The organism is Thioclava arctica, from assembly GCF_040892615.1.
GTDB classification, from domain to species: domain Bacteria; phylum Pseudomonadota; class Alphaproteobacteria; order Rhodobacterales; family Rhodobacteraceae; genus Thioclava; species Thioclava arctica.
This window is the reverse complement of the sequence record NZ_JBFRYC010000003.1, coordinates 252,955-265,439: the sequence shown is the minus strand read 5'-3', so window position 1 is coordinate 265,439 and position 12,485 is coordinate 252,955. Positions and strand designations below refer to the sequence as shown.

The 12,485-nt window shown below is 58.7% G+C and carries 12 protein-coding genes; 10 read left to right on the top strand and 2 right to left on the bottom strand.

The window, feature by feature from the left end:
• Positions 1-45 precede the first annotated feature (45 nt).
• Positions 46-768 (bottom strand): uroporphyrinogen-III synthase, encoded by a 723-nt coding sequence (locus AB4874_RS06870; protein ID WP_368391416.1) that lies wholly within the window; start codon positions 766-768, stop codon positions 46-48.
• 79 nt (positions 769-847) lie between these two features.
• Here AB4874_RS06870 and tsaD point away from each other — a divergent pair, with 79 nt between their 5' ends.
• The 10 genes from tsaD to phoB all read left to right on the top strand — a co-directional run bounded on the left by tsaD (position 848) and on the right by phoB (position 9,942).
• On the top strand, positions 848-1,942 hold the full coding sequence (tsaD, locus tag AB4874_RS06865; protein ID WP_368391415.1) for a tRNA (adenosine(37)-N6)-threonylcarbamoyltransferase complex transferase subunit TsaD: 1,095 nt from the start codon (positions 848-850) through the stop codon (positions 1,940-1,942).
• Positions 1,939-2,895 carry an NAD(P)H-dependent glycerol-3-phosphate dehydrogenase gene (locus AB4874_RS06860; protein ID WP_368391414.1) on the top strand — a complete coding sequence of 319 codons (957 nt, stop codon included), beginning with the start codon at positions 1,939-1,941 and terminating at the stop codon, positions 2,893-2,895. The genes tsaD and AB4874_RS06860 overlap by 4 nt, the downstream gene beginning before the upstream one ends.
• A gap of 1 nt (position 2,896) precedes the next feature.
• Positions 2,897-3,166 carry a YciI family protein gene (locus AB4874_RS06855; protein WP_295533395.1) on the top strand — a complete coding sequence of 90 codons (270 nt, stop codon included), beginning with the start codon at positions 2,897-2,899 and terminating at the stop codon, positions 3,164-3,166.
• Positions 3,166-3,588 carry an EVE domain-containing protein gene (locus tag AB4874_RS06850; RefSeq protein WP_368391638.1) on the top strand — a complete coding sequence of 141 codons (423 nt, stop codon included), beginning with the start codon at positions 3,166-3,168 and terminating at the stop codon, positions 3,586-3,588. Before AB4874_RS06855 ends, AB4874_RS06850 begins: the two co-directional genes overlap by 1 nt.
• A gap of 453 nt (positions 3,589-4,041) precedes the next feature.
• Positions 4,042-5,073 (top strand): substrate-binding domain-containing protein, encoded by a 1,032-nt coding sequence (locus tag AB4874_RS06845; protein WP_295533397.1) that lies wholly within the window; start codon positions 4,042-4,044, stop codon positions 5,071-5,073.
• A gap of 95 nt (positions 5,074-5,168) precedes the next feature.
• Positions 5,169-6,377 (top strand): phosphate ABC transporter permease subunit PstC, encoded by a 1,209-nt coding sequence (gene pstC, locus AB4874_RS06840; protein ID WP_368391413.1) that lies wholly within the window; start codon positions 5,169-5,171, stop codon positions 6,375-6,377.
• Positions 6,374-7,726, top strand: a complete 1,353-nt coding sequence (pstA, locus tag AB4874_RS06835; protein ID WP_368391412.1) for a phosphate ABC transporter permease PstA — start codon at positions 6,374-6,376, stop codon at positions 7,724-7,726. The genes pstC and pstA overlap by 4 nt, the downstream gene beginning before the upstream one ends.
• Before the next feature lie 12 nt (positions 7,727-7,738).
• Entirely contained in the window at positions 7,739-8,536 is a 798-nt protein-coding gene (pstB, locus tag AB4874_RS06830) for a phosphate ABC transporter ATP-binding protein PstB (RefSeq protein WP_295533401.1), read from the top strand.
• Positions 8,537-8,546: 10 nt separating this feature from the next.
• Complete coding sequence (gene phoU, locus AB4874_RS06825) at positions 8,547-9,248, top strand: phosphate signaling complex protein PhoU (RefSeq protein ID WP_295533403.1); 702 nt, start codon at positions 8,547-8,549, stop codon at positions 9,246-9,248.
• Between the two features lies 1 nt (position 9,249).
• The gene (gene phoB / locus AB4874_RS06820) at positions 9,250-9,942 is read left to right on the top strand and encodes a phosphate regulon transcriptional regulator PhoB (protein WP_295533404.1); all 693 of its coding nucleotides are present in this window, start codon (positions 9,250-9,252) and stop codon (positions 9,940-9,942) included.
• Positions 9,943-10,161: 219 nt separating this feature from the next.
• Here phoB and AB4874_RS06815 read toward each other — a convergent pair whose 3' ends face one another.
• A complete protein-coding gene (locus AB4874_RS06815; protein WP_368391411.1) occupies positions 10,162-12,429 on the bottom strand; it encodes an NADP-dependent malic enzyme in 2,268 nt (755 codons plus the stop codon).
• Positions 12,430-12,485: the final 56 nt, after the last annotated feature.

Here is a 12,485-nt window from a genome sequence, read left to right as displayed (position 1 = left end):
AAATTTCGCGGTATATAGTCAATCTAGAGAGGTGCTGCCCCCGGCTCAACCCGCCATCTGCGCGCGCAGCAAACGGTTTAGGGCCTCCAACACCCCAACCGCATCCGCTGTCGGCGCAACTTCGATCAGATCATATATAGAGGGCTGACAGATATCAGCTACTGCCGCGCTGATCGCTGCGACAAATAGCGGCGCATGATGATCGGGCAGCGCCTTGGTGAGGGCCCGCGCACTATTTGGTGAAAAAATCGGTATCAATAGCGGCATCTCTCCGCGCAGTGCAGCGCGCGCATCCGGCGATAGCGGGACTGACACTTGTCGGTATAAAACGATCTCATTCGTCTCTATTCCGGCGTAATTGAGCGCTTTTGCGAGATCAAACGCGACCTCTTCACCACGTGCGTGAAGCAACCTTTCCCCGGAATACGTAGCCTTGATCACCGGTATCAGCGCCTCGGCACCACCCTCACCTGCGATCGCATGAAACCCCGCTTTGCGCGCCGCCTGCGCCGTGCGCGCGCCAACGCAATAAGCGACGCGACCCGTCGCATCTTCTCGTTCGGCAAAAACGCGCACCCCATGTTGGGACGTAAAAATCAGCGCTTCGGCTGGCGGGATTGCCCCATCCAAAGGGTCGATCTCGATCAAAGGAGAGAGAAGCACGGGCCAATCGGCGCCAAACCGCGCGTTAAATTGGCGGGCAAACGCCTCGGAACTTTCACGCGGCCGCGTCAGCAGCAGAATCGGTTTCTCGATACGCTTACCCATCTGCCAAATGCGCCTCGGGATTGTGTGAACCCTTCCCCGGTGTTACCTGCGAAGCAACGCACACGCAACATCGGCCCCGATGACACAGACGCTTACATTCCTCGGCCTCGAATCCAGCTGCGACGACACAGCCGCCGCTGTGGTGCGCAGCACGCCCGATGGAAATGAAATCCTATCCTCCGTCGTCGCAGGCCAGACCGAGCTGCACGCCCCGTTCGGAGGCGTCGTTCCCGAAATCGCCGCGCGCGCCCATGCTGAAAAGTTGGATCTTTGCGTGGAAGAGGCACTGGAACAGGCCGGAATTGGTCTGGATGGTCTGGATGGGATCGCTGTTACCGCTGGGCCGGGCCTGATTGGTGGGGTGATGTCGGGCGTGATGTGCGCCAAGGGTCTTGCCGCCGGGTCCGGCTTGCCACTGATTGGCGTGAACCATCTGGCTGGCCACGCGCTGACGCCGCGTCTCACGGATAATCTGCCGTTTCCGTATCTGATGCTGTTGGTGTCAGGTGGGCATTGCCAGTTTCTGATCGCGAAGGGCCCCGAAGAGTTCACACGTCTGGGCGGCACAATCGACGATGCCCCTGGCGAGGCCTTTGACAAAGTCGCCAAGCTGCTGGCCCTGCCCCAACCCGGCGGCCCTGCGGTCGAGGCCGAAGCAGCCAAAGGTGACCCCAAAGCGATCTCGCTACCGCGTCCGCTTTTGGACCGGCCGGGGTGTGATATGTCCTTTTCCGGTCTCAAGACCGCCGTTTTGCGCGCACGCGATCAAATCATCGCTCAGTATGGTGGCCTGCCGCGCGCGAAACGTGCCGATCTCTGCGCCTCGTTTCAGGCGGCCGTGGCGGATGTCTTGGCCGAGAAATCCCGCCGGGCCTTGCGCGAATATCTGACGAGCGCACCCCAGCATCCTGCCTTGGCGGTCGCAGGGGGCGTGGCGGCCAACACGGCTATTCGCGCCAGTTTAGAGACGGTTTGCGGGGAATTCGGCGCACAATTCCTCGCCCCACCCTTGCGGCTTTGCACCGATAATGCGGCGATGATCGCCTATGCTGGGATTGAGCGTTTTCGCGCAGGTGCGCGCGATGGGATGGACTTGGCGGCGCGCCCGCGTTGGCCGCTTGATAAAACTGCACCAGCGTTGTTGGGATCGGGAAAGAAAGGGGCCAAAGCATGAGCATCTCAGTTCTTGGAGCGGGCGCTTTTGGCACCGCGCTCGCCATCAGCCTTGCCCAAAACGGCCCCGTCACGCTTTGGGCGCGCGATGGCGAGCATGCCCGCCAAATGCAGGCGACGCGAACCAACGCCCGGAGATTGCCGGGGGTGGATTTGCCCGAAAACGTCTCGATAGATGCAGACCTTTCGCTATGTCTTGCCGCTGACCTTCTGCTGTTAGCGATGCCGATGCAGCAAATGGGAGATTTCCTAAAGACCCATGCCGAAAAGCTTGGCGGCAAAACGCTGGTGTCGTGTTCGAAGGGCATTGATATTGCGACGGGCCAAGGCCCTACTGGCCTGATCCGCGCTCATTGCCCCGGCGCTCGCGCCGCCGTTCTGACAGGGCCAAGCTTTGCCGCCGATATCGCGCGCGGCCTGCCGACGGCGTTGACGCTTGCCTGCACCGATCATTCGCAGAGCTTGCAGACCGCGCTTTCAACGCCCAATTTGCGCCTGTATCGCACAACGGACACGACCGGAGCAGAGTTGGGTGGTGCGTTGAAAAATGTCTATGCCATCGCGGCGGGCACCGTGATTGGTGCAGGCCTTGGCGATTCCGCGCGCGCCGCGTTGATGACCCGCGGATTTGCCGAAATGTTGCGCTTCGCGTTGATGTTGGGCGCGCGGGCCGAAACGCTTTCGGGCCTTTCGGGTTTCGGTGATCTGGTATTGACCTGCACCTCAAGCCAATCGCGCAATTTTAAGCTAGGCCATGCGCTTGGAGCGAACGAACCCTTCGATCAAACGATCACGGTGGAAGGGGTAGCCACGGCCAAGGCAGTCTCTAAACTGGCGCAAAGCCGCGATATTGAGATGCCAATCGCTGCCATGGTGACGGCCCTGACAGAACAGAAAATCAGCGTAAACGACGCGGTTCAAGCGCTGCTTGCGCGCCCTTTGAAAGAGGAATGAAATGTATTTTGCCCTGATCTGCCGCGACAAACCCGGCGCACTCGATATTCGCAAGGAAAACCGCGACGCCCACCTCGCCTATATCGCTGAAACAGGCGTGGTGTTCATGGCCGGACCATTCATCGAGGCGGGCGCGATGTGTGGCTCTCTTGTGATTCTCGCGCTCGACAGTCTTGAAGCCGCGCAAGACTGGGCTGCGAATGACCCCTACGCCAAGGCCGGGCTTTTCGCCGATGTCAGCATTCAGGAATGGAAAAAGGTGGTGGGCTGATGCGCTACTGGCTGTTCAAATCCGAACCCAACAAATGGTCATGGGATCAACAAGTCGCCAAGGGCGACGCGGGCGAAGAATGGGACGGAATCCGCAATTATCTGGCGCGCAACAACATGCGCGAGATGAAAATCGGCGATCGCGCCTTTTTCTATCATTCCAATATCGGCAAAGAGGTCGTCGGCATTGTCGAGGTTTGCGCCCTCAGCCATCCCGACAGCACAACGGATGACCCGCGCTGGGACTGCGTTGATATCAAGGCGGTAAAACCGTTCAAACGCCCGGTGACGCTCGCCGAAGTCAAAGGGGATCCGCGCCTGTCAGAAATGTCGCTCGTCACTTCGATGCGGCTTTCGGTGCAGCCAGTGACCGAAGAAGAGTGGAAGATCGTCTGCGATCTAGGCGGCATCGATCCCGAATAGGAATCACTGACGCCCTCTTTGAAAAGACAAAGAGGGTTCCGGCACCCCTACCAGAACCCTCCGTCACCCACGTGCTCCCCTAACGCACCACACGTGAAACTGTATCTCGGGTCTGGCCATCCTGGCCGGTGAGATAGGTTTACGGAAAAACCTTCATCAAGGCAAGCTTACTATCATGAAAATACAAGCAATTACAATTCGTTAACGTCAATACTTCATTAACCCTTGTGCTGCGACATCACACCACTTGTGTCGTGAAAAAGATTTTACCCCCATCAAATAGCTGGAATCGCTCGCGAATTCGTGAGCAAGTCGGCCCCGCCCTTTGCGTCACGCTCACATTCGCGTGTAATGTCACATGACTGTTACATTTCCTTCGCATAAGCGTCACGCAAGCCCAATAGGACGCCAACAAGGCCGCAAAGGCCCGCAACTGAACTCTGGGAGTAACAAATGAAATCCGTGACCCTCACCGCTTCCGCCCTAGCGATCCTCGCCGCTTCCGGCAGCGCAGCGCTTGCGCGCGACAACATCCAAATCGCTGGTTCGTCGACCGTACTGCCCTACGCGTCGATCGTGGCCGAGGCCTTTGGCGAAAACTTCGACTTTCCGACCCCGGTCGTAGAATCCGGTGGGTCTTCGGCCGGCCTTAAGCGCTTCTGCGAAGGCGTAGGCGAAAACACGATCGACATCGCCAACGCATCGCGCAAAATCAAAGATAAAGAGATCGCGACCTGCGCTGAAAACGGCGTGAAAGACATCATGGAAGTCCGCATCGGCTATGATGGCATCGTCTTTGCCAGCCAAAAAGATGGCCCGGACTTCACCACATTCGTGCCCGCTGACCTGTATAACGCGCTTGGCGCCAAGGTGATGAAAGACGGCAAGCTCGTCGACAACACCTACGGCAAATGGAACGAATTCAACGCGAACCTCCCCGATGCCGACATCATGGCCTTCATCCCCGGAACCAAGCACGGCACCCGTGAAGTCTTTGAAGAAAAAGTTCTCGAAGCTGGCTGCGAAGCCACCGGCGCGTTCGAAGCCTACAAGGCCGAGGGCATGGACGACAAAGCCGCCTCGAAAGCCTGCATGAAAGTGCGCGCCGACGGCAAGGCTGTGGATATCGACGGCGACTACACCGAAACCCTCGCGCGGATCGCTTCGAATCCCAATGGGGTTGGTGTGTTCGGTCTCGCTTTCTACGAGAACAATACCGACAAGCTGAAAGTGGCAACCATGTCGGGTATCGCGCCCTCCACGGCGACCATCGCCGACGGCAGCTACCCGGTGTCGCGCCCGCTCTACTTCTACGTCAAGAAAGCGCATATCAGCGAGATCCCCGGTCTCAAGGACTATGCTGAATTCTTCGTCTCTGACGACATGGCTGGCCCCGATGGCCCGCTGGCGCAATACGGTTTGGTGTCCGACCCGGAACTCACCAAGGTTCAAGACGCTGTCGCCAACGAAGTGACCATGAAGTAATCAAGCACTGCATCTTATGATGCGGCTCTGGGGGCGGCATATTTCGTCGCCCCCACCTTCCTTTTAGGACATTTTCCAAAACAAAGGCGAGGCTCATGCCTGTTTTCTGGATCATCGCGATCATGCTGGCGCTGGCTGTGACAGGCTTTGCGATGGGGCGCGCGAAAGCCCTGAGATCCGTTGGCGGGGATCGGCGCCTTTTGCATTCGCTCCCATTTTACGCAGGCGCGCTGATTGCAATGGCGAGCTTTATACCGGCCTTGATCATGTTGGTTTTGCTTTTGGCTTTGCAGGCCTCAAGCCTCCTCTTGACTGGCGCGACGATCCTTGCGGCACTGGTCGGCTTTGCCATAAGCCTGCGCCTGATCAGCCAAGACTTTCGCGCGCGAAATGCTGTCGAAGCCGGGGTGCGCGCCCTGCTGATTGCTGCAGCAAGCGTTGCGATTCTCACCACCGTTGGCATTGTGTTGTCGCTTATTTTCAACACGGTTGAGTTCTTCGGCCTCTATCCCGCGTCAAACTTCTTCCTTGGGATGAACTGGACGCCCAGCTTTGGTGGGGGCTCTGATCTGGGCATTCTGCCGCTGATTTGGGGCACGCTTTACATCTCGTTTATCGCGCTCTTGGTCGCCGTGCCGATTGGGCTCTATGCCGCTGTTTACCTCTCGGAATATGCTTCGCATCCGGTGCGCAGCATCGTCAAGCCGCTGCTCGAGGTGCTCGCGGGGATCCCGACCATCGTGTATGGTCTGTTCGCGCTGCTTACCGTTGGCCCCTTCCTGATGTCGATTTTCGGCCCCAATGGCCCGACCGCGGCGATTGCCGAAAACGGCTGGATGCATGCCGGCACCGCAGTGATGACCGCTGGCCTCGTGATGGGCATCATGTTGATCCCCTTCGTATCGTCGCTGTCTGATGACATCATCAACGCCGTGCCGCAAAGCCTGCGCGACGGTTCATATGGTCTGGGTGCGACGAAATCTGAGACGATCAAACAAGTGATCCTGCCTGCGGCCCTTCCCGGCATCGTGGGCGCTATCCTGCTTGCCGCCTCGCGCGCTATTGGCGAGACGATGATCGTGGTGCTGGGGGCCGGGGCTGCGGCGCGGCTGTCGCTCAACCCGTTTGACGCGATGACCACCGTCACCGCCAAGATCGTCAGCCAGTTGACCGGCGACGCCGATTTCGCCTCACCCGAGGCGTTGGTGGCCTTTGCTTTGGCAATGACCCTCTTTGTGATCACGCTTTGCCTCAACATCTTCGCGCTCTGGATCGTGCGCAAATATCGGGAGCAATACGAATGAGTGACGCGACCCATTCCGCACCGCAGAAACCGGCCGCCCGTTCGCTGCATCAGCTAGATGCGCGCACCAAACGCCGCAACGCCTCTGAGACCCGATTCAAGGTGATGGGTATCGCAGCGATCAGTGTTGGTCTGGCCTTTCTGGTGTTGCTGCTCACCACAATCGTTCTCAACGGTGCGTCGGCCTTTCAACAGACTTTTATCAACGTGCCAGTCTATCTTGATCCCGCCAAGATCGACAAAAAGGGCAATCGTGACCCCGCAGATCTGAAAAAGGCGACCACGTTCACCTATGCCCCGCTGATCCAGAAGGGCTTGCTGGAAGTTGTGGAAAAGGCTGGATTAGAGACTGATCTGAGCAAAGCGAAAGAACTCAAGAACCTGATTTCGGCCTCAGCAGCGGCTCAGGTGCGTGACCAGGTGCTCGCCGATCCTGCGCTGATTGGACAAACGGTCGATTTCAAAATCCTCGCCTCCTCACGCGTCGATGGCTATCTCAAGGGCCGCGTGCATCGCGATGAGATCGCTAAGGACAAGAACATCAATGTCGCGCAGCTTGATCTGACCGACGCGCTTCTCAAAGCAGGCGTGGTTCATAAAGGCTTCAACTGGAATTTCATATTCGGCTCTGACGCCTCAGATTCGCGCGCCGAACAGGCGGGGCTTGGCGTGTCGATGCTGGGTTCGTTCTACATGATGCTGGTCGTTCTGGTGCTGGCCCTGCCCATTGGGGTGGCCGCTTCGATCTATCTTGAGGAATTCGCTGCGAAAAACCGCTTCACCGACCTGATCGAGGTGAATATCTCCAATCTCGCTGCAGTGCCCTCCATCGTGTTCGGTATCCTCGGCCTCGCCGTCTTCATCCAGTTCGCCCATCTGCCGCAATCCGCGCCACTGGTCGGTGGTTTGGTGCTGACGCTGATGACGCTGCCCACGATCATCATCTCGACCCGCGCTGCCCTCAAGGCAGTGCCACCTTCGATCCGCGATGCGGCCCTAGGCGTTGGCGCGTCCAAAATGCAGTCGGTGTTCCACCACGTCCTGCCGCTCGCGATGCCCGGCGTTCTTACCGGCACGATCATTGGCTTGGCCCAGGCGCTTGGGGAAACCGCGCCGCTTTTGCTGATCGGGATGGTGGGCTATGTCGCGACAAACACCCCCGATGGCTTTATCGATGGCTTCGTATCGCCCAACTCAGCGATGCCCGCACAGATCTATGAATGGGCCAAGCGCGCAGACCCGGCATTTTACGAACGCGCTTGGGGCGGTATCATCATCTTGCTGGTCTTTCTGCTGAGTATGAACATCATCGCGATCATTTTGCGCCGCAAGTTTGAGCGCCGCTGGTAAGGAGACGCAGCCATGAACGACATGACATTGACGGAGAGAGCTGTGAACGCCACCGAAAACAAGATCACCGCGCGCAACGTGCAGGTCTACTATGGCGAAAACCACGCCATCAAAGATGTCGATGTCGATATTCTCGACAAGACCGTGACCGCGTTTATCGGTCCCTCAGGCTGCGGAAAATCGACCTTTCTGCGATGCCTTAACCGGATGAACGACACGATCGACATCTGCCGGGTCACCGGGGAAATCCTGCTCGATAACGAGGATATTTACGACCGCCGCGTCGATCCGGTGCAGTTGCGCGCCAAGGTTGGGATGGTGTTTCAAAAACCCAACCCCTTCCCGAAATCGATTTATGACAACGTGGCCTATGGCCCCAAGATCCACGGCTTGACGCGGAACCGCGCCGAACTGGACGAGACCGTTGAAGCCTCGTTGCGCAAGGCCGCCCTTTGGAACGAGGTGAAAGACCGCCTGACCGCGCCGGGCACCGGGCTTTCGGGCGGACAGCAGCAACGCCTGTGCATCGCGCGCGCAATTGCCACCTCACCCGAGGTGCTGCTGATGGATGAGCCCTGTTCGGCGCTTGATCCGATCGCCACGGCGCAAGTTGAAGAATTGATTGACGAGTTACGGACCAATTATTCGGTCGTCATCGTGACCCACTCGATGCAGCAAGCTGCCCGGGTGAGTCAGAAAACCGCCTTCTTCCACCTCGGACATTTGGTGGAATACGGCGATACAGACAAAATTTTCACAAATCCCACCGACCCCCGGACCGAAAGTTATATCACCGGCCGGATCGGCTAAGGAGGCAGGCATGAGCGACCATATCCTTTCCGCATTTGACCGCGACCTAGAGGCTGTTCAGGCCCTCGTCGTGAAGATGGGCGGAATCGTCGAAGAGCAGATCCTTAACAGCGCGCGCGCACTTGAAACCCGCGATGCTGATCTGGCCAAAACTGTGCGCGAACGTGATCGCGCCGTCGACCAGCTTGAAGAGAAAATCAACGAAGAGGCCGCGCGCCTGATCGCCCTGCGCGCCCCCGCCGCGCGCGATCTGCGGGTTGCGCTTTCGGTGATCAAGATTTCGGCCAGCCTTGAGCGGGTCGGCGATTACGCCAAGAATATCGCCAAGCGCTCCAAGGTTCTGCTCGACAGCCCGCCGATCAATGGCACGCCCGCCGCGATCCGGCGTATGGCACAAGCGACCGAAGCGATGCTCAAAGACGCGCTCGACAGCTATATTCAACGCGATGTCGATCTGGCCCGCGACGTGCGCACGCGCGATCTTGAAGTGGACCAGATGTATAACGCGCTGTTTCGCGAATTCCTGACCTATATGCTGGAAGACCCGCGCAACATCACACCCTGCATGCACCTGCATTTTATCGCCAAGAACATCGAGCGGATGGGTGACCATGCGACCTCGATCGCCGAGCAGGTGATTTATCTCGTCACCGGAGAGTTGCCCGATGACACTCGCCCGAAATCTTCCAGCGTGATCGAAACGGAGGTCTGACATGGCGCCCGCCCAGCAGCCCTGTGTTTTGGTGGTCGAGGACGAATCCGCCCAGCGCGAAGTCCTGTTCTACAATCTCGATGCCGAAGGCTTTCGCGTTGTGATGGCGGAAAACGGCGACGAGGCCCTTTTGATGGTCGCCGAGGAAAAGCCCGATCTCATCGTGCTCGACTGGATGCTGCCGAATGTTTCGGGCATCGAGATTTGTCGGCGCGTCAAAGCCAATACCGAGACGCGCCACATCCCCGTCATCATGCTGTCAGCGCGCTCGGAAGAAGTGGACCGGGTGCGCGGGCTTGAAACCGGCGCGGATGATTATGTAGTAAAACCGTACTCTGTGGTCGAGCTGATGGCCCGCGTGCGTACCCAGTTGCGTCGAACGCGCCCTGCGACGATGGGAGAGCGGCTAACTTACGACGATATCTTGCTGGATTCCGAAGAACATCGCGTCTTCAGAGACGGTAAGCCATTGAAATTAGGGCCAACTGAGTTCCGCTTGCTCTCGACCCTGATGGAGAAGCCGGGTCGAGTCTGGACTCGCGATCAATTGCTGGATCGGGTCTGGGGGCGCGATATTTATGTCGATACGCGCACCATCGACGTGCATGTCGGGCGTTTGCGCAAGGCTTTGATGACTCATGGCGGCGCCGATCCTGTGCGCACTGTGCGCGGGACGGGCTATTCGCTGGGCTGATTGGCGATAAAATCATCAACCTCGGCGCGTGTCGGTATGACATCGGCAGCGCCGGGGCGTATCACCTTGAGCACTGCCGCCGCCCAGGCCAACCCTTCCGCGAGTCCGGCGATCAGATACGCCGCGCAAGATACGCCGCATCCACCTGAAAACCAGCTTCATTTTGCAAGATCATCGCGTCGCCCGATCCCGCGCAATCGCTACGGATTGGTTCGCGCCCTATTTCGCTTGCCCCAACCGACAAGACGCCAAGGCTGCCATATTGAGGATGTCGTTCACCGTCGATGACGTTGGGCAGAGCTGCACCGCCTGCGAGATCCCGGTCAGGATCGGCCCGATCACGGTGGCGCCTGCCATTTCTTGCATCAGCTTGACCGAGATCGACGCGGAATGCCGCGCTGGAACCACCAGAATGTTGGCTGGCCCGGTCAGGCGGCAGAACGGGTAATTCGCCATCTGGTCCATATTCAACGCGACATCGACAGTCATTTCGCCATCATATTCGAAATCGACGCCACGCTGATCCAGGACTTTCGCCGCCCGGTGCATCTTGGTCGCGCGCTCGGACACCGGATAGCCGAAGGTCGAGAAGGAACAAAACGCCGCGCGCGGTTCTAGCCCAAGGCCACGCGCCACTTGCGCCCCCGAGGTCGCAATATCGGCCAGATCGTTCTCATCAGGCCATTCATGCACCAGCGTATCGCCGATCAGCACCACGCGCCCTTTATTCAGGACCGCCGTGATCCCCACCGCCCCATCCGAAGGCTTGGCATCAATCACCTTGTTGATCAGCTCAAGCACATGCGCCGATTTCCGAGTCGCCCCCGTCACCAGCCCATCGCCATGCCCATGCACCAGCATGAGCGCAGCGAACACATGACGATCGCGCGTGGCGAGCTTGTGGGCATCCTCACGATCCACGCCTTGGCGCTGCAACCGCTCGTAGAGATAGTCTTTATAGGCGGCGATATGTTTGGAATTGGCCGCGTTTACGATGCTCAACTCGCGATAGGCATCGCCCAGCCCCGCGGCCTCCAGCCGCTCTTTGACGTCTTGTTCGCGCCCGACAACAAGCGCCTGCCCCATGCCCGCGCGCTGATAGGCGACGGCTGCGCGCAAAACGCGGGTATCATCGCCCTCGGCAAAGATCATGTTGGCCTGCGCCTGACGCGCACGCGCGTGAATGCCCTGCAAGATCGAGGCCGTCGGATCCATCCGCGCCTTGAGGCTTTGGGCATAGCCCTCCATGTCGATGATCGGACGCCGCGCCACGCCGGTATCCATTCCCGCCTGCGCGACGGCGGGCGGAATCACATAAATCAGACGCGGATCGAACGGCGTCGGAATGATGTAGTCGCGCCCAAAGCTGAGCTTGCGCCCATAGGCCATTGCAACTTCGTCGGGCACATCCTCGCGTGCAAGTTCGGCCAATGCGCGCGCACAGGCGATTTTCATCTCGTCATTGATCGCGCGGGCGTGGATATCAAGCGCACCCCGAAACAAATAGGGAAACCCAAGCACGTTATTAACCTGATTGGGATAATCGCTACGCCCGGTCGCTACGATGGCATCGGGGCGCACAGCATGAGCTTCCTCGGGTGTAATCTCGGGGTCGGGGTTCGCCATTGCAAAGATCACTGGATTGTCGGCCATTACCTCAACCATCTCGGGCGTCACGGCCCCCTTGGCCGACACGCCAAGAAACACATCCGCACCTTCCATCGCTTCTTCCAGCGTGCGCGCCTCAGTTACCGCGGCATGGGCTGATTTCCATTGATTCATGCCCTCGGTGCGACCCTGATAAATCACGCCCTTCGTGTCGCACATGATGCAATTATCGTGTTGCGCGCCCATCGACTTGATCAATTCCAGACACGCGATCCCCGCAGCGCCGGCTCCGTTGAGCACAATCTTGCAATCTTCTATCTTCTTGCCCGACAGCTCCAGCGCGTTGATCAATCCCGCCGCACAGATTACCGCCGTGCCATGCTGATCATCGTGGAAAACGGGAATATCCATCAACTCCTTGAGCCGCTGCTCAATGATGAAACACTCCGGCGCCTTGATATCCTCAAGGTTGATGCCGCCAAAGGTCGGCCCCATCAGCTTGACCGCGTTGATGATTTCGTCGGCGTCCTCGGTATCGAGCTCAATATCAATCGCGTTGACGTCAGCAAAGCGTTTGAACAGAACCGCCTTGCCCTCCATCACCGGCTTTGACGCCAGCGCCCCAAGATTGCCCAACCCCAAAATCGCCGAACCATTCGTGATCACCGCAACCATGTTGCCCTTGACCGTATAGTCATAAGCCAGCTCTGGATTGGCCGCAATCGCCTCAACCGGCACCGCAACGCCGGGCGAATAGGCCAGCGACAGATCGCGCTGCGACGTCATCGGCGTCGAGGGCACAATGTCATATTTCCCCGGACGCGGCTCCAGATGATAGGCAAGCGCCTCTTCTGGCGTGATACGAGTCTTGCTGGGCATGGTCCGGGCTCCTCCTACAGGTTCTTTCGTCATAACGCCCGGTTATCTCACGCTCA

Coding starts and splice junctions, on each gene's coding strand:
- tsaD (WP_368391415.1), top strand. CDS start 848: ATGACACAGACGCTTACATTCCTCGGCCTCGAATCCAGCTGCGACGAC.
- AB4874_RS06850 (WP_368391638.1), top strand. CDS start 3,166: ATGCGCTACTGGCTGTTCAAATCCGAACCCAACAAATGGTCATGGGAT.
- AB4874_RS06845 (WP_295533397.1), top strand. CDS start 4,042: ATGAAATCCGTGACCCTCACCGCTTCCGCCCTAGCGATCCTCGCCGCT.
- pstB (WP_295533401.1), top strand. CDS start 7,739: ATGAACGACATGACATTGACGGAGAGAGCTGTGAACGCCACCGAAAAC.
- AB4874_RS06860 (WP_368391414.1), top strand. CDS start 1,939: ATGAGCATCTCAGTTCTTGGAGCGGGCGCTTTTGGCACCGCGCTCGCC.
- phoU (WP_295533403.1), top strand. CDS start 8,547: ATGAGCGACCATATCCTTTCCGCATTTGACCGCGACCTAGAGGCTGTT.
- pstA (WP_368391412.1), top strand. CDS start 6,374: ATGAGTGACGCGACCCATTCCGCACCGCAGAAACCGGCCGCCCGTTCG.
- AB4874_RS06870 (WP_368391416.1), bottom strand. CDS start 768: ATGGGTAAGCGTATCGAGAAACCGATTCTGCTGCTGACGCGGCCGCGT.
- pstC (WP_368391413.1), top strand. CDS start 5,169: ATGCCTGTTTTCTGGATCATCGCGATCATGCTGGCGCTGGCTGTGACA.
- AB4874_RS06815 (WP_368391411.1), bottom strand. CDS start 12,429: ATGCCCAGCAAGACTCGTATCACGCCAGAAGAGGCGCTTGCCTATCAT.
- AB4874_RS06855 (WP_295533395.1), top strand. CDS start 2,897: ATGTATTTTGCCCTGATCTGCCGCGACAAACCCGGCGCACTCGATATT.
- phoB (WP_295533404.1), top strand. CDS start 9,250: ATGGCGCCCGCCCAGCAGCCCTGTGTTTTGGTGGTCGAGGACGAATCC.